The organism is Halomonas sp. GFAJ-1 (assembly GCA_002966495.1).
In the GTDB taxonomy this organism is placed as follows: domain Bacteria; phylum Pseudomonadota; class Gammaproteobacteria; order Pseudomonadales; family Halomonadaceae; genus Vreelandella.
Genome location: CP016490.1, coordinates 2,743,956 through 2,760,968, shown reverse-complemented (window position 1 = coordinate 2,760,968; position 17,013 = coordinate 2,743,956). Strand labels below are relative to the sequence as shown.

The following is a 17,013-nucleotide window of genomic DNA, read 5'->3' as shown; positions in this document are numbered from 1 at the left end:
GATGACTCCGTAGGTAGTACGCTATTGGCGTGTCTTTAGCACGCCAACGCCATCAATAATTGAACACAACGCGGCGATTCTGTGAGTACGCGCTTTCAGTTTGTCCGCTTGCAGCTGGGCGCTCTTCACCATAGCTAACCACGCTCATTTGTGAAGGTGATACACCTTGAATATTCAGGAAGCGCTGAACGGCTCCTGCGCGACGCTCACCCAGTGCCATGTTGTATTCACGCGTGCCACGCTCATCAGTATGGCCGTGTAGTACAACTTGTGCATTTGGATTAGCGCGCAGGTAGCGAGCATGCGCCATTACCACTGACTCGTATTCGCCCTTGATGGTATCGCGGTCGAAGTCGAAGTAAATGGTGCGTACCTCAGGGATACGCGAGTCAGCTTGCTGACCGGCACCTGCACCAGAGCCTGACGTGGAGCCGTATTGGCCACTAGTGCCAACACCCGTGGTAGAGCCCATGCTGCTGCCATCTTGGCTGCCGTATGAGTCACCATCTTGAGTCCCGCCGGTGCTGGAACAGCCAGCGATAACTACGATAGATAACGCTACTGCCAATGAGCGAGCCAACGGTTTAAGTTGCATAATCAGACTCCTTGCCTGAAAAACAGAAAACAAATGCGGTTCAAGATCAATTTAAGAAAGGTGACCACGCGGGATCGCGGACATCACCTTGTGCTGCGGGTAATCTAAATGACGAGCGACCATCGGCCGATACAGCACTCAGCACCCCATTGTTACCCTGTTGGGTAGCGAAGATTACCATGGTCCCGTTCGGAGCAACACTAGGAGATTCATCTCTTGTAGATTCACTTAATACAACTAAGCGACCTCCATCGAGTTCCTGGCGTGCGACTTGGTAACCACGGCTTGAGCGGTGAATTAAAAATATCTGTTCACCGTCTGGCGAGTAACGAGCACGGGCGTTGTAATTGCCCGTAAACGTAACGCGATTTGTTTCTCCGCTGCCTAATACGTGGCGATAGATCTGCGGGCCGCCACTGCGGTCAGAAGTGAAGATAAGGCTGCGGCCATCGGGCGCCCAAGCAGGCTCAGTATCAATGCTGCTGCTTTGGGTAATACGCTCAACAGAGCGATTAGCAACGTCCAGAATATAAATTTCTGGCTGGCCATCTTTAGAGAGCGACATGGCTATACGTCGGCCATCGGGCGACCAGGTAGGTGCTCCGTTGATGCCCTCAAATGAGGTGGCTTGCACCCGCTGCCCGGTGGCTACATCTTGGATATATATAGCAGGGCGCTCGGTTTCAAAAGATACATAGGCAAGCTTTCTGCCATCTGGCGACCATGAAGGTGACATGATCGGCTGATCAGAGGTAAGCACTTGTTTGCTATTACGACCATCAGCATCAGCCACATAAAGGCCGAACTGCATATTGTCACCAAGCCCCTGAGCCGTAACATAAGCAATGCGCGTTGAGAAAGCGCCTCGGATATCGGTGATTGCCTCGAAAATCTGGTCGCTAATGTAGTGAGCTGCACCGCGTAGGTCGTTTGCGTCGGCGGTAACCGTTTCACTAATTATGCGGCGTTGACCACTGATATCCATTAAATCGAACTGTAGCTGGTAGCCGCTACCGGTTTGCTGGGCGCGCCCAACCACCAGGTAGCGTACATCCAGCGAACGCCATGTGCCGAATTCAACCTCGCTGGCTTGGCTTGGGCGGTCAAACATTGCGCTACGCTCAAGCGGTGAGAAGAACCCGCTTCGTTCTAGGTTATCGTGAATAATTTGGGCAATGTCTTCTGGCATATCGTCACCGCCAGCAAAAGGCACCACGCCAATGGGGAGCGCTTGATCACTCCCACGCGTTATTTCGATCGTAAGATTTGCATGTACTGCACTGCTGACAAACAGCAATACGCAAAACAGCCACACTTTGCTAAAGGTTTGCATCAGCGAACATCCCCCGGGGTAAATCGCAGATTAAATTGGCGTAAATTACGCTGCTGATCGGCGGGCAATTCTCGTAACTCGCCGAAAGGTGCAGCTTGTTCGACGGCCTGCATCGCAGACCTGTCAAACGTGCTATCGCCACTTGAAGTAACAATAGAAGTTGCCAACAGTTCACCTGATGGCCCAAGCCTTACTTGAATCGTAGCACTCATCGCATTACTTGCACCTGGCGGTATTATCCAAGCCTGCTCTACCGCACGCCTAACAATGTTGATGAAGCTATTAGCAGCCTGCTGAGCTTGCTGAGCATTGGCTGCGGCCTCTGCTTCACCGGCTAATTGACGCTGCATAGCAGCTTCGGCTGCTTCTGCCGCACGGCGCTCTTCGGCTTCACGTTCACGCCGGGCCTCCTCTTCGCGAGCCCGCTGAGCCTCGGCTTCGCGCTGGCGTTGTGCCTCAGCCTCTTCACGAGCGCGCTGCTCTTCAGCTTCACGTTGGCGCTGTGCCTCAGCCTCTTCACGGGCGCGCTGCTCTTCAGCTTCACGTTGGCGCTGTGCCTCAGCCTCTTCACGCACACGCTGCTCATCTGCTTCTCGTTGGCGCTGAGCCTCCTCACGCGCTTGCGCCTCGGCTTCCTGCTCTTGTGCTAAACGTTGAGCCTCTTCAGCACGCCGCTGAGCCTCTTCTTCAGCCTGGGCTTGGGCCTCTTCTAGTGCACGCTGCTCTTCGGCTTGCCGAGCCTCGCGCTGGGCTGCCTCCTCAGCTGCTTGCTGTTGAGCAGCCTCTTGGGAGGGTTCCGTTGAAGGTTCCGGCTCCGGTTCTGGCTCAGCCTCCTCTGCCTCTGCCTCTGCTGCGGCTCTGCTCAGCGCCGCCTGCTGCTCCGTAATCTGCTGTGCCTGATCCGTGAATGTTTCTGTACTGACAAGCGTCGCCTGCACAATAGAAGAAGAGTCGGGCTCTGCTGTCGATGTTGGCAAACTGATCAAGCTAAATACGACTACCATCAAATGCACCGCAATAGCCAAAATGACCGGTAGCGTGTAGCCAACGTCTTGGGGGTCTCGATGAGTATCGGCAGCCATCTGTGCGTTACCTTTACCCATCTTGTGGTGGCTCGGAAAGCAGCCCCACATTAGCGACGCCAGAGCGCTGTAACGTACTCATGAGCAGAACAATTTGGCCATAAGGAACGTTACGGTCACCGCGCACCATGACCGGTGTGCCAGGACGGCGTTCTAAAATAGCGATAATCCGCTCAGCCATTTGATCAAGAGAGACGACGGATGTGTCTTCGCCCAAGGTAACAAAATAGTTACCCTCACGATCAACAGAGATGATGATCGGGTCGCTATCCTCTTGGGTTTCGATTGGCTCAGAAGTGACTTGCGGCAAGTCTACGTCTACCCCTTGGGTGAGCAACGGGGTGGTGATCATAAATATCACCAGCAATACCAACATAACGTCGATAAAGGGGACGACGTTGATTTCCCCCATCGGCTTGCTTTTGCCGCTACGGTTGAATGGACCTTGCATGGCAGACTCCCTTAACTGGCGTTAGGCTTGCCGTCACGGCCTTGCAGATTACGGTGCAAGATAGCGTGAAACTCTTCGGCAAAGTCTTCATATTTGCCCAGTAAACGAGCCGCATCATTTGACAGGCGGTTATAAAAAATTACCGCCGGGATAGCAGCAAAAAGCCCCATGGCTGTCGCAATCAAGGCCTCTGCAATCCATGGCGCAACCGTTGCTAAGGTGGCTTGCTGTGTCATGGAGAGCGCTTGGAAGGAACCCATGATGCCCCACACGGTGCCAAATAGGCCAATATAGGGGCTAGCTGAAGCGACGGTGGCCAGGAAAACCAAATGTTGGGTTAAGCGGTCTTCTTCACGGGACCATGCAACGCGCATGCTACGCTGAACACCATCCAATACTGAGTCAGCATTGCGGGTTTTAGGCATTAGCCGATTGAACTCGCGAAACCCTGCTTGAAAGACATGCTCAGCACCATGGCGCGGATCGTCGGCTGGAATTTCTCGGTAAAGCTCGTTCAGGTCGACACCAGACCAGAACGACTCTTCAAATTGGTTGTACTCTTGCTTTGCTTTACGCAGCGCAATGCTGCGCTGGAAAATCACCACCCACGAGAGGATTGACCCCACTACTAGTAGCAGCATCACCAGTTGAACAACCGTACTGGCACTCATTATCAAGTGGGGAATGGACATGGTGTTATCGTTCACAGTTGCCCTCATCAATCAATTAGCGTCGGCTTATCCGACTGTGGTGATATTCGCGGTGATATCCGCCAAGCGTTGCAAAGAACTCAGCATTCGTTAGCCGCACTATAAATCAAGCGCTTAAAATCGTTAGGCCTCGCCTAGCAGACTAAGCGTGGCGGGCCATTTCTTAGGCTTCAACGTCTTAGCACTCAAGCAGGCTATCTCGACTGTCGCAGCGCACAAGAGTTCCTCATTACGTCGAACCTGCTGTTCAAACGTCATACGGCATCGCCCGATAGTTTCCACTGAGGCACTTACCACCAGCTGGTCATCTAAGCGAGCTGGCTTGGCATAGTGACAGGCCAAGCGGTATACCACTAGCTGTGTTCCTTCGTCTAGCAGCATTTGCTGATTTATTCCTAATTCTCTCAGCCAGTCACTACGCGCACGCTCCATAAACTTCAGATAGTTAACGTAGTAGACAATCCCGCCAGCGTCAGTATCTTCCATGTAAACGCGTATTGGCATAGTAAAGCCATGGCTCATGGACGTCGCTCTCCTTCCACGTTGACAGAGTGTTCATGGGGAACCCTATCAAAATGCAGCCACGCTTGGCGGGTCACCATACGCCCTCTTGGTGTTCGCATCATAAGGCCCTGCTGAATGAGGTAAGGCTCTATAACGTCTTCGATGGTATCGCGCTCTTCCCCTATCGCTGCGGATAGTGAATCCACCCCCACAGGGCCGCCATCAAATTTGTCGATCATTGCCAGTAACAAGCGACGATCCATGTGATCAAGCCCATGATGGTCGACATTAAGCATGTTCAGCGCAGCATCCGCCAAGCTAGCATCCACTACCCCGTTACCTTTGATGTCCGCGTAATCCCGCACACGCCGTAGAAGGCGATTGGCGATACGCGGCGTCCCCCGTGACCGGCGGGCAATTTCCACGGCGCCTTCCTGGCTAGTTTCTACCCGAAGAAGGCGTGCCGACCGAGAAACAATTTCAGTGAGCTCTTCTAAATTATAAAACTCAAGGCGCTGGACGATACCAAAGCGGTCACGCAGCGGTGACGTTAATAGCCCCGCACGTGTTGTTGCGCCCACTAGCGTAAAAGGGGGCAGGTCGAGCTTAATAGAGCGAGCTGCAGGCCCTTCACCAATCATGATGTCGAGTTGAAAGTCTTCCATTGCGGGATAAAGCACTTCCTCAACCACAGGCGATAAGCGGTGGATCTCATCAATGAACAGCACATCGCCTGGCTCAAGGTTGGTTAACATCGCCGCTAGGTCACCTGCCCGTTCAAGCACTGGACCAGAGGTTGATTTAAGCCCCACCCCCATTTCCGTGGCAATGATATTGGCAAGCGTCGTTTTGCCAAGCCCAGGAGGGCCAAATACCAGCGTGTGATCCAGGCTTTCCTCGCGAAGCCTGGCCGCGCCAATAAATATCTCTAGCTGCTCTCGCACCCGAGGCTGGCCGATGTACTCTTTAAGTCGCTTGGGGCGAATAGCGTGGTCAATTCGCACTTCCCCCTGTTCGGGTTCAGCAGCGATTAACCGGTCGTGTTCTAACATAGAGGCTCTTTTTTTGATGGCTTGCTTAACCGCACGCAGTGTCGTTAACCATAAATGAACAAGGACACTTACCCGTTCATACGATTCGTTAGAGCCGCTTTGATCAGCGCTTCTGTTGATTGATTAGGATTAATATCAGCCAACATTTTAGATGCCTCTGTTAGCTTATAACCCAGGCTAACCAGCGCAGCTTCAGCATCTGCAAAGCTATCCCGAGGGGCTGGGCGGCCACTTGTCGCTTCCAGCGCTAGAGGTGCATGACTGCCATTTTCCCATTCGGGGAAGCGGTCGCGCATTTCAATGATCAAGCGTTCTGCGGTTTTTTTGCCCACCCCAGGGAGTTTGGTCAGCGCTTTACTATCATCGTCTCTAACACAGCGCATAAAAGCCTCTTCGTCCATCCCAGAGAGGATAGCTAACGCTAGCTTAGGGCCAACGCCATTAACCTTGATCAGGGCGCGAAACAGGGCGCGCTCGTGTTCTCGGGCAAAGCCGTAAAGAAGATGAGCATCATCGCGAATAGTAAGGTGGGTATAGAGTGAAACGCTCTCCCCGGGAGCAGGCAGTGCTACTAGGGTATTCATTGAGGTCTCTAACTCATAGCCAACACCGTGAACGTCGACCACAATCCACGGGGGTTGCTTTTCCAGCAGAGAACCGCTCAAACGACCAATCATAAGGTTACTCGCAACATTCAAAACAGCTGTTTACTATAAAGCCACCCTGTACAGATGACCAGCAGCGGTTAGAGTCGCCAGCGTCCTGAGGAGGACCTGCTGCGCCCTCGTGACGAGCGCGTTGTGCTCAGCCCACTGCCTGCATAGGCATGGGTGAGCGCAATAGCTAACCCATCCGCTGCGTCGGCTTGTGGCGTGGCGGAGAGTTTAAGTATGGCGGTTACCATGTGTTGCACTTGGCCTTTATCAGCCCCACCTTGTCCGGTAACCGCCTGTTTAATTTGTCGTGCAGCGTACTCGCCGATACTTAAACCGTGGTTGGCGATACACACCAACGCCGCGCCTCGGGCCTGCCCTAATTTAAGCGCTGAATCGGCATTTTTAGCCATAAAAACACGCTCAACGGCCACCGCATTAGGACGATGCAAGCCAATGACCTCGGCTACGCCTGCATAAATTTGCGCCAAACGCTGCTCTAAGGCCCCTTCTGCGGTACGGATACAGCCACTTGCGACGTATTTTGGCGTGACACCAACAAGGTCAATCACCCCATAGCCGGTGATGCGCGAACCGGGATCAATACCTAAAATCCTAATAGTGGGGGCTGCTTCGATTCCATTCATTTAACGTGCTCAACTGTGCTGGCAATAAAATATCGCTCACAAAAACGTCGCTAACAAAAACACCGACGCAGGGCGTCGGTGTTGGATAAAGCTTAGCGTACTGGAATGCTATTCAGTAGCGTCAGCTTTGGCCTTTTGGCGCAGGCGAATATTCAGCTCTTTTAACTGGTCGAGGCTAACTTCGCCCGGCGCATCAGTCATTAAGCAGCCTGCGCTTTGCGTTTTCGGGAAGGCTATCACTTCACGGATTGTCTTAGCACCCGCCATGAGCATTACCAGACGATCTAAACCGAAGGCTAAGCCGCCATGGGGCGGAGCGCCATACTGCAGAGCATCCAGCAAGAAGCCAAATTTCTCTTGTGCTTCTTCTTTACCAATGCCAAGAATCTCGAACACAGTGCTCTGCATAGCCTGGTCGTGAATACGGATTGAACCACCACCCAACTCAGTGCCATTGAGCACCATATCATAAGCACGGGAAAGCGCTTTTGCTGGGTCTTCCTTCAGCGCTTCCGGCGAGCAAGATGGCGCCGTGAAGGGGTGGTGAAGCGGGCTCAGGCGGCCATTATCGTCGGCTTCAAACATCGGGAAGTCAACGACCCACAGCGGTGCCCAGGCTTGGGTATAAAGTTCAAGATCAGCGCCTAGTTTGACACGCAGTGCGCCAATCGCTTCATTAACAATACGCGCTTTGTCAGCACCGAAGAAGATGATATCGCCATCCTCTGCACCCACACGGTCTAATAACGCTTCGACCACATTTTCCATAAACTTAACGATGGGCGACTGCAGACCTTCAAGGCCTTTGGCGCGCTCGTTAACCTTAATCCAAGCAAGGCCTTTTGCACCGTAGATGCCGACAAAGTTAGTGTATTCATCGATCTCTTTACGGGAAAGTTTGGCGCCGCCAGGTACTTTAAGTGCTGCTACGCGACCATCTTCAGCACTGGCCGGGCCTGAGAACACCTTAAAGTCGACCTGTTGCATCAAGTCATCAACGTCGGTCAGCTCAAGGGGGATACGCAGGTCAGGCTTGTCCGAACCAAAACGGTTCATGGCTTCTTGCCACGTCATGCGCGGGAACGCTGGCAACTCCACGCTTAGCACTTCTTGGAATAATTGACGAATCATGACTTCAGTAATGTTCATGATGTCATTTTCTTCGACGAAGGACGCCTCGATATCAATCTGAGTGAACTCAGGCTGACGGTCAGCACGCAGATCTTCGTCGCGGAAGCATTTGGCGATCTGATAGTAGCGATCAAATCCGGCCACCATTAACAGCTGCTTAAACAGCTGTGGCGACTGCGGTAGCGCAAAGAAGCTGCCGGCGTGAGTACGGCTGGGCACCAGGTAGTCGCGAGCACCCTCTGGCGTAGCGCGAGTGAGTACTGGGGTTTCAATATCAAGAAAGCCTTGATTCTCAAGATACGCGCGAACGTTATGGGAAATACGCGAACGCAGACGCAGTTTCTCGATCATGTCAGGGCGACGAAGGTCAATATAGCGATGCTTAAGACGCACTTCTTCGCCTACCTTGCCATGCTCATCAAGCTGGAAAGGTGGTGTAGCAGCGGTATTGAGCACTTCTACTTCTTTGGCCAGTACCTCAATCATACCCGTGGGCATATTGGGGTTTTGAGTACCTTCTGGACGCAGCCGGACACGCCCGGTAATACGCAAGACGTATTCGCTGCGGACGCGGTCGGCATGGGCAAACGCCTCGGCGGTATCAGGGTCTACAACGAACTGAGCGATGCCATCGCGATCGCGCATGTCGAGAAAAATGACCCCACCGTGATCACGGCGACGGTGCACCCAACCACATACGGTGACCGTTTGATCCACCAAAGTTTCGTTAAGCTGGCCGCAATAATGGCTGCGCATGTCTAATCCTGTTCTGTTACGTGGCAATGAGATTGTCGCGGGGCGTTACGCCCCTGACAGCCGCAGCTAAGCAGCGGCGCCTTTATTCGTTGGTGCGCTGGGGGATTCAGTTTTTGAACCCGTAGCGCTGGAAGCGGTTTGGCCATCAGCGACCAAATTCTTCTTACTGCCTGTCTTAAAATCAGTTTCGTACCAACCGCCGCCCGCTAAGCGAAAACCTGCCGCTGAAACTAAGCGTTCAAGTCCGTTGCGCTGGCAGGCAGGACACTCTTTGAGTGGGTCCGCACTGATTTTCTGTAATTTTTCCATGCGATGGCCGCAGGCCTTGCACTCGTACTCATAGATGGGCATGTTGATGACTCCTGAAAAGCTCAACTCCAACAGACTGGTTTTTCACAGGCTAACGTTTTGATAAAAATGACGTTAACAGGCTGTAAATATGTGGCCTGTCGGGATAAATTCCAAGACTGCGGTTGATAGAGCGACACATTATACCCTTTTGTGCCCCCTGCCGGGCAAGGCCAAGCGCCTACTGGCAGTTAATGGAGAAAATAAAATGCCCCATGCGGTCATGCTGGATGCCCAAAGCTTAGGGCCCGATATTGATTTAACCGCAATTCAAACAGTTGTTAGCCATCTTGAAGTGTACGGTAAAAGCACCTCAGAACAAGCGCTTGAACGTCTTGCAGACGCCGAAGTTGCTATCGTCAACAAGGTGAAATTAGATGCGCAGACGTTAACACAGCTGCCCAAATTACGGCTTATTTGCGTGCTAGCAACCGGGCTTAACAATATCGATCTAGAAACAGCTAAAGCACAAAATATTGACGTTAAAAATGTTACCGCTTATGGAACCGCCAGCGTTTCACAGCATACGCTAATGCTAATGCTGACATTGGCAAATCGTCTGCCACGCTACCAGGCGGATATTGCTGCCGGGAAGTGGCAACAAAGTGACTTTTTTTGTTTACAAGAGCACTCAACCCTACAGCTAGCAGGCAAGCAGTTAGTGATGGTTGGTCAAGGTGAACTTGGCTCGGAAGTAGCACGCTTAGCAGAAGCATTTGGTATGCAGGTGACGTTTTCCGCACGGCCGGGAAACGAGGCTGCCGACCAGCGACCGTCTCTCGATGAACTGTTACCCAGGGCAGATATCATAAGCCTACACTGCCCCCTCAATGAGGCTACCCACCATCTCATCAATCAAGAGCGGCTGGCAAAAGCGAAGTCTTCGCTACTGCTTATCAACTGCGCGCGAGGTGGCGTTATCGATGAAGCCGCCGCCCTAGAAGCGTTACGCAATGGCCAGATTGGTGGGCTGGCAGTGGATGTATTGCCTACAGAACCGCCTCGCGAGGGCCATGCGCTGTTAGAAGCGCTGGCGAATGCGGAGCCGCTGAACCTGATTGTTACGCCCCATAACGCTTGGATTACCCCTGAAGCCCGTCAAAACATTGTGGCGTTAACGGCAGACAACATTACGGCGTGGCAAACAAGCGCAAAGTAAGCGCCCATTAATACGTCGAGAAATGATCAGGAGCGTGGTAGTCATCCAACACTTCAAACGTAACATGGGTGACCCGCGCTCCATCTGGCCCTTGCCATAGCCACTCGCCAAGCGCAGTCACAGCGTCGGTTTCTCCACACATTGCCACCTCCACACGACCATCTGGCAAGTTTTTAGCGTAGCCTGTAATGCCCAGCTTAAGCGCCTGCGCTTGCGTGCTATTTCGATACCACACGCCCTGAACCTTTCCTGTCACATAAGCACGAACACAACGTTTTTCCATGATGTAGCTCCTGTTTAAATTAACTCGCGTTTAACCAGAACTGCGCTGTTACGAGGAACCAATGGGCGGCCACGACGCAATAGCAGCGAGCGTGTAAAGGCAGCACCAAACAGTAGAATTAACGAGCTGTAGTAGACCCATAGCAATATCATCACCACTGAGCCTGCGGCGCCATACGTAGACGCAGTAGCCGTGTAGGCTAGATACACGGCGATGATGTTGCGCCCTATTGTAAAGAGCACAGCTGTCACTACTGCCCCAATAAACACATCTTGCCAACTCAAAACCACATCCGGCAATACCTTAAAAATCGTCGCAAAAAGCAGCACAACGACTGCCAATGAAATTAACGACTCAAGCGATGTGGTAAATAAGCTGGCATAAGGAAGGAGGTGATCGGTCGCTTGCAGCATTCCCCTTATTACTACCCCAAGCACCAAAGAGACAAGCAGAATGAAGCCAATTGAGAGCACCACTGTCAGCGACAGCAAACGGTTTTTGATAAATATAAACATGCTATTTGAGGTGGGTTTAGCCGTTACGCCCCAAATGGTATTGAGCGAAAACTGCATTTGCGCAAAGACGGTGGTCGCGCCAACGATTAGTGCAGCAAACCCAAGCAACGTGGGCAGCAAACCAGACTCTTCAATGCGCGACTGCGCCACCGCCTGCTCAATCGCAGAAGCAGCATCTACGCCTAACGTTCCCTGTAATTGAGCAACGATTTGCCCTTGGGCAGCGTCTTCACCCAGCACCACCCCAATAACAGTTACCGCAATGATGACAGTGGGCGCTAATGAAAATAGCGTGTAAAACGCCAACGAACCTGCATAACTAAATGCGTTGCGCTCTAACCATAAGGAAGTTGCGTCTTGTACTACCTTCCACCAAAAAATAAGTGTGCGCTTGAACATATCCATTCCCTTAAACGACTTTATGGGGCGTCCGTGTCAATCATTAACGCCTGCTCGAGATAGTAAGCATACCTAACCCTAGCGCTGGGTGCAGGTATGACCACATTGCGTCACTTCGCAGCCCACTCCATAATGGCGCTCATTTATCAACGATCAAGGAAGCCCTATGAACTCGGATGCTGTTGAATCTGCTATGGCTTACGACTTTGATTGCTTGGTATTTATCGGACGCTTCCAGCCTCCCCACCTGGGGCATTTAGCGATCATCCGAGAAGCGCTTAAACAGGCGAGACAGGTCATTGTGTTGGTGGGGTCCGCTTGGCAGGCTCGTTCGTTACGCAACCCATGGCATTTTGATGAACGCCAAGCCATGATTCGTTCTGGCTTTGATGATGATGATAACCAGCGCCTAGAAATTACGCCGCTGCTGGACGCTCTTTATAATGACGATGTATGGGTAAGAGACGTTCAACGGAAAGTTCGTGACCTCGCTGCACCTGCCAACGCCCGCTTGCCACGCATTGGGTTAATAGGCGCAAGCCGTGGGCAGTCTAGTTATTATTTATCGCTTTTCCCCCAGTGGGAGTCAGTGAGCGTACCCTTAGTAGAAGGCATTTCGGCGAGCCAAATACGCGAGCGTCTGTTTCGCTCGCTGGGCTCTACCGATGACTACCTTAGCACCGGTGCATATCACGACTTGCCGCCTGGAGTGGTAAAACGTGTGGGCAGCTTTTGCCAAGGCGACGCCTACCATCAGCTGTTAGAAGAGCAGCAATTACTCGACCAATACCGGCAGGCGTGGGCACACGCGCCCTACCCACCTATTTTTGTTACCGTTAACGCGGTGGTCGTCCAGTCGGGGCACGTGTTATTGGTTAAACGTACGGCGGCTCCCGGTAAAGGTTTGTTTGCTCTACCGGGGGGCTTTATTAACCCCCATGAGCGACTGTTAGATGCTTGCTTAAGGGAGTTGCGCGAACGGCTGCGTCTCAAAGTGCCCGAACCCGTTTTAAAAGGTTCCCTTCGCGGGCAGCGCTTATTTGACGAGCCGCATCGTAGTTGGCGGGGACGCACGCTAGCAGAAGCATTTTACTTCGCTCTTCGTCCTGACCAGCAGCTACCACGCCTTAAACCGGTTCGCGGGGGGGACCATGCGCGCTGGGTGGCATTGGCGGATTTAAGGCCGGAGAGCTTGTTTGAAGACCACTTTTTTATTATTCAAAATTTTTTAGGGCTCCCCGCCGACTTTAGTAGTTTTTAGGCTTAGCGGCGTCAGAAGACATCGACGCCGCTTAACTATGCCTGTAGAAAATCCCTTGGCAACTTCATCATCTGACGCCATAGCCGCTCAACGCCTGGTTTATGCACTAATGAGCAGCGGTAAAGACGAATCTCGAGAGGAATATCCCAGCTTTCATCTCCTGCCCTTACCAGTCGACCACTTTTTAATTCCTCACGGATACAAAAATCCGGGATCCACGCGGTGCCAACACCTTGTAACACCATACCCTTTAAACCTTCGGCCATGGCGGTTTCGTAAACCGTGCGAAGCTTCATACGCAGCGGGTCATTCTTCAGCAGCATTCGGACACTGCGGCCTAAAAATGCCCCCTGAGTGTAGGCTAAATAAGGAATGGAGCTATCACGCTGCAGCGAAAAAAGCGGCTCGCCATTCTCGTCAGGAAGGGTGACGGGTAACATTTTCACTTTCCCGATTGAAAACGAGGGGAATACTTCTGCATCTAACTGCATGGTGGCAAACGGGTCATAGTAAGCCAACATCAGGTCACAATTACCCTCTCGCAGCACATGAATGGCCTCCCCCACATTCATAGCAACCAAGCGGGTAGGCAACTCGCCTAATCCTTTTTGTAACCGCGATATCCATGGCGGATAAAAGCTCAGCGCTAGTGAGTGAGCAGCAACGATATCCAGCGCTTCGTTAGCAATAGATAAACCTCGAAGATGCCCTAGTGACTCATTTAACTGTTCAACCAAGTTTCGGGCGGTAATTAAAAAAAGTTGACCCTCCGACGTCAAACCTATCGGGGTTGTGGTGCGGTCAACCAGCGTCACGCCGATTGCTTGCTCTAAAGCCCGGATACGGCGGCTAAAAGCTGGCTGTGTTACATGTCGCTGTTTTGCCGATGCAGAAAAACTACGTGTATTTGCCAACGCGACAAAGTCTTCTAGCCATTTTGTTTCTAAATTCACCCAAAACTCCTTGTGCCCAACCATTCGCAGCTGTTTTCGGCGCTCCGTTGATCACTGAATTGGCGCAGTCAAATAAGCAGCCCTTGATACGACTTTTTTCCACATAGGACGCTGGTTTATTTCATCCATGGTAACGCGTCGGCAGTGAGCAAAGTCCTCTTCCAGCATCTTACTTACTTCCGCAGCAAATGCTGAACTGGGGATAAAAGCAGTAATTTCAAAATTGAGTCGAAATGAGCGGTTATCCAGATTCACGGTACCTACACTTGCTGCTTCATCATCAATCAAGATCACTTTTTGATGTAAAAACCCAGGAAGATAACGGTATATTTTAACGCCTGCTCTTAACATATCGGGTAGAAATGAGAATGCTGACAAGAATACCAGCAGATGATCTGGCCGCTCAGGAATCATCACACGGACATCAAGCCCCCGCATCGCCGCTAAACGAAGCGCATCTTGTACTCCTTGATCAGGCACAAAATAGGGGCTAGTCACCCACAGCCTTTCATTCGCACTATGAATTAACTGTTGAATTAACAGGCTTGCAGTGTCCTGTTTATCCGCAGGGCCGGAAGGTACGATAACAACTTGGTGGTCTTCTTGCGGATGGGTTTCTGCATGCCAATTAAGCGTGATGACCTCATTGGTCGCCCAGTGCCAATCTTCCCAAAAAGCTTCTTGCAGGCCCAAAACACTCGGCCCTTGCAAGGCTAAGTGGGTATCCCGCCATGGGCCATGACGAGCACCCTGCCCCAAATACTCTACCCCAACATTAAAACCACCAACCCAGCCCTTCTTGCCATCGGTCACCATAATTTTGCGGTGGTTACGAAAATTAAGCTGAAACCGATGCTTGAAACCTCGCGAAGAACGAAAGGCTTTTACGTCAATGCCCTCTTTGGTGAGCTCTCGAAAATAGCTTTGATTAAGCTTTCGGCTGCCTACTTCATCATAAAGAAAGTAAACACGTACACCCCGCTGTGCAGCTTGAGTCAAGTGCCGCTGCAATCGACGCCCTAGCTCATCGTCACGAACGATAAAAAACTGAAGCAACAGATAATCTTTAGCATCGTCTATGCCATCGAAAAGACTTTTAAAGGTCGCTTCACCATCAATGAGTAGTTCTGCACTGTTGCCCCTCGTTAAAGGCATCATCGCCAGCTGCTCCACAGCCTGAATATCGGCATTTTTAGGCTGTGCAACGTGGGGTTTAACGTTGTTCCTGTAGCGTGCCAACACTCGCCTTAGAACGTTATCTCGGGCGCCTCTCGCCGAAACATAGCCATAAAACCGTGGCCGCCCAAAAAACCAGTACGCTGGTAATGCCACGTAAGGAAACGTAAGCAATGAAATAATCCACGCAACAGCACCTTGAGAGGTACGGCTCGACATTAACGCCATGATGGCTGACACAATCCCCAAAAGGTGTATCAGCATAATACCTGTCCCTAATAACCATGAGGTCATTGACTATTCCTCGCCATCCGGTAGGGATCCTTTGTTTGATCGATTTACTGCCAATGCACAAAAGCCCCGCGTAGGACGGGGCTTCTTTATTTCACGTATTGCTTATAAAGATATCAAGCAATTAAGCCGACTGAGCAATAATTTCCTTCCATTTGGCTGGCCCGGTTTGATGGACAGAAGTACCAAGACTGTCTACCGCAACGGTTACCGGCATGTCTTCCACTTCAAATTCGTAGATTGCTTCCATGCCCAGATCTTCAAAGCCGACCACACGAGATTTTTTAATTGCTTGGGCTACCAAGTAAGCCGAGCCGCCCACCGCCATTAAATAAACCGCTTCGTTGTCACGAATTGCGTCAATGGCTATTTGGCCACGTTCAGCTTTACCTACCATGCCTAATAAGCCCGTCTCTTCCAGCATAGTCCTGGTAAATTTATCCATTCGCGTCGCAGTAGTAGGGCCTGCTGGGCCAACCACTTCATCGCCAATGGGATCAACGGGGCCTACGTAGTAGATAAACCGGCCTTTCATATCAACAGGCAGCGGCTCCCCTTTTGCAATCATATCAACCATGCGCTTATGTGCCGCATCACGCCCAGTCAATAACTTGCCATTTAAAAGAAGCGTATCACCCGGCTGCCAGGTTTTAACTTCTTCAGGCGTTACGGTATCTAGGTTAACGCGTTTAACGTTATCCCCTGCTTCTCGGGTAATTTGCGGCCAGTCTTCAAGCTTAGGGGCAGGCAGTGCAACAGGGCCTGAACCATCTAGCGTAAAGTGAGCATGACGGGTGGCTGCACAGTTGGGGATTATCGCCACCGGCTTATTAGCGGCGTGGGTCGGATAATCTTTGACTTTAATATCCAGCACGGTGGTCAAGCCACCTAACCCCTGGGCACCGATGCCGCTTTTGTTCACTTTATCGAACAATTCAAGACGCAACTCTTCAGCACGGTTACTTGGGCCACGGGCTTGTAAGTCTTGAATATCAATAGGATCCAGCAGCGCTTCCTTGGCAATTTCCATGGCCTTTTCAGCGGTACCACCGATGCCAATACCCAGCATACCCGGTGGGCACCAGCCTGCCCCCATTTTTGGCAGCTGTTCCATTACCCAATCCACTACGCTATCGGAAGGATTGAGCATGGCAAATTTAGATTTTGCTTCACTGCCACCACCTTTAGCAGCCACATGAATATCGACTTTATCGCCAGGTACGATCTTGTAATGGATAATTGCCGGCGTGTTGTCTTTAGTATTTTCACGCTTGCCATCGGGGTCGGCTAGCACTGAGGCACGCAGAACGTTATCCGGCAGCTTATAGGCGCGACGAACGCCCTCATTGATCATATCATCAAGGCTAAGCTCCGCATCCCAAGTGACGTTCATACCAACATGTACAAAGACCGTTACAATGCCGGTATCTTGGCAAATCGGGCGGTGGCCAGTGGCACACATACGCGAATTGATCAGAATTTGCGCTATAGCATCTTTAGCAGCGGGATTTTCTTCGCGCTCGTAGGCGGCTGCCATGGCATCAATAAAGTCTTTCGGATGATAGTAAGAGATGTACTGCAGAGCATCGGCAACGCTTTGTATCACGTCGTCCTGGCGGATCACGGTCATGGTCAAACAGCTCCTCGGTTATCGTCTTTTCCGCGGCCGTTAGTCGTCACTACTGCTATGGACTAATGCGTCAAACGTGGCCGT

General features: G+C 51.7%; 18 protein-coding genes. 2 read left to right on the top strand and 16 right to left on the bottom strand.

The features are described from left to right. Positions 1 to 52: 52 nt before the first annotated feature. The 11 genes from BB497_12415 to BB497_12365 form a co-directional block, all read right to left on the bottom strand. On the bottom strand, positions 53 to 595 hold the full coding sequence (locus tag BB497_12415; GenBank protein AVI63443.1) for a peptidoglycan-associated lipoprotein: 543 nt from the start codon (positions 593 to 595) through the stop codon (positions 53 to 55). Positions 596 to 641: 46 nt separating this feature from the next. Further along, the gene (locus tag BB497_12410) at positions 642 to 1,928 is read right to left on the bottom strand and encodes a Tol-Pal system beta propeller repeat protein TolB (protein AVI63442.1); all 1,287 of its coding nucleotides are present in this window, start codon (positions 1,926 to 1,928) and stop codon (positions 642 to 644) included. After that, positions 1,928 to 3,031: a protein TolA gene (locus tag BB497_12405; GenBank protein ID AVI63441.1), complete on the bottom strand. Its 1,104-nt coding sequence runs from the start codon at positions 3,029 to 3,031 to the stop codon at positions 1,928 to 1,930. The genes BB497_12410 and BB497_12405 overlap by 1 nt, the downstream gene beginning before the upstream one ends. Then, positions 3,024 to 3,461 (bottom strand): protein TolR, encoded by a 438-nt coding sequence (locus BB497_12400; protein ID AVI63440.1) that lies wholly within the window; start codon positions 3,459 to 3,461, stop codon positions 3,024 to 3,026. The genes BB497_12405 and BB497_12400 overlap by 8 nt, the downstream gene beginning before the upstream one ends. Positions 3,462 to 3,472: 11 nt before the next feature. Then, positions 3,473 to 4,168: a protein TolQ gene (locus tag BB497_12395; GenBank protein AVI63439.1), complete on the bottom strand. Its 696-nt coding sequence runs from the start codon at positions 4,166 to 4,168 to the stop codon at positions 3,473 to 3,475. Positions 4,169 to 4,294: 126 nt separating this feature from the next. Next, positions 4,295 to 4,693 (bottom strand): tol-pal system-associated acyl-CoA thioesterase, encoded by a 399-nt coding sequence (locus tag BB497_12390; protein ID AVI63438.1) that lies wholly within the window; start codon positions 4,691 to 4,693, stop codon positions 4,295 to 4,297. Continuing rightward, a complete protein-coding gene (locus BB497_12385) occupies positions 4,690 to 5,727 on the bottom strand; it encodes a Holliday junction DNA helicase RuvB (protein ID AVI63437.1) in 1,038 nt (345 codons plus the stop codon). Before BB497_12385 ends, BB497_12390 begins: the two co-directional genes overlap by 4 nt. 68 nt (positions 5,728 to 5,795) lie before the next feature. Then, complete coding sequence (locus BB497_12380; protein AVI63436.1) at positions 5,796 to 6,404, bottom strand: Holliday junction DNA helicase RuvA; 609 nt, start codon at positions 6,402 to 6,404, stop codon at positions 5,796 to 5,798. Between the two features lie 68 nt (positions 6,405 to 6,472). Then, positions 6,473 to 7,027 (bottom strand): crossover junction endodeoxyribonuclease RuvC, encoded by a 555-nt coding sequence (locus tag BB497_12375; protein ID AVI63435.1) that lies wholly within the window; start codon positions 7,025 to 7,027, stop codon positions 6,473 to 6,475. Positions 7,028 to 7,135: 108 nt separating this feature from the next. Continuing rightward, a complete protein-coding gene (locus BB497_12370; GenBank protein ID AVI63434.1) occupies positions 7,136 to 8,914 on the bottom strand; it encodes an aspartate--tRNA ligase in 1,779 nt (592 codons plus the stop codon). A gap of 66 nt (positions 8,915 to 8,980) precedes the next feature. After that, on the bottom strand, positions 8,981 to 9,265 hold the full coding sequence (locus BB497_12365; GenBank protein ID AVI63433.1) for an FmdB family transcriptional regulator: 285 nt from the start codon (positions 9,263 to 9,265) through the stop codon (positions 8,981 to 8,983). Between the two features lie 205 nt (positions 9,266 to 9,470). Between BB497_12365 and BB497_12360 the strand changes: the two genes are divergently transcribed. Next, a complete protein-coding gene (locus tag BB497_12360; protein ID AVI63432.1) occupies positions 9,471 to 10,421 on the top strand; it encodes a glycerate dehydrogenase in 951 nt (316 codons plus the stop codon). A gap of 7 nt (positions 10,422 to 10,428) precedes the next feature. Here BB497_12360 and BB497_12355 read toward each other — a convergent pair whose 3' ends face one another. Continuing rightward, positions 10,429 to 10,704 (bottom strand): acylphosphatase, encoded by a 276-nt coding sequence (locus tag BB497_12355; protein AVI63431.1) that lies wholly within the window; start codon positions 10,702 to 10,704, stop codon positions 10,429 to 10,431. Positions 10,705 to 10,718: 14 nt separating this feature from the next. Then, positions 10,719 to 11,618 (bottom strand): ribonuclease BN, encoded by a 900-nt coding sequence (locus BB497_12350; GenBank protein ID AVI63430.1) that lies wholly within the window; start codon positions 11,616 to 11,618, stop codon positions 10,719 to 10,721. Positions 11,619 to 11,784: 166 nt separating this feature from the next. Here BB497_12350 and BB497_12345 point away from each other — a divergent pair, with 166 nt between their 5' ends. Beyond that, the gene (locus BB497_12345; protein AVI63429.1) at positions 11,785 to 12,879 is read left to right on the top strand and encodes an ADP-ribose pyrophosphatase; all 1,095 of its coding nucleotides are present in this window, start codon (positions 11,785 to 11,787) and stop codon (positions 12,877 to 12,879) included. Between the two features lie 35 nt (positions 12,880 to 12,914). Here BB497_12345 and BB497_12340 read toward each other — a convergent pair whose 3' ends face one another. From BB497_12340 to BB497_12330, 3 genes are all read right to left on the bottom strand, one after another. Continuing rightward, a complete protein-coding gene (locus BB497_12340) occupies positions 12,915 to 13,832 on the bottom strand; it encodes a LysR family transcriptional regulator (GenBank protein AVI63428.1) in 918 nt (305 codons plus the stop codon). Positions 13,833 to 13,883: 51 nt separating this feature from the next. Further along, positions 13,884 to 15,302, bottom strand: coding sequence for a cardiolipin synthase (locus BB497_12335; protein AVI63427.1), 1,419 nt, complete (start codon positions 15,300 to 15,302; stop codon positions 13,884 to 13,886). A 121-nt stretch (positions 15,303 to 15,423) separates the two neighbouring features. After that, complete coding sequence (locus tag BB497_12330) at positions 15,424 to 16,929, bottom strand: fumarate hydratase (GenBank protein AVI63426.1); 1,506 nt, start codon at positions 16,927 to 16,929, stop codon at positions 15,424 to 15,426. Between the last annotated feature and the right edge of the window lie 84 nt (positions 16,930 to 17,013).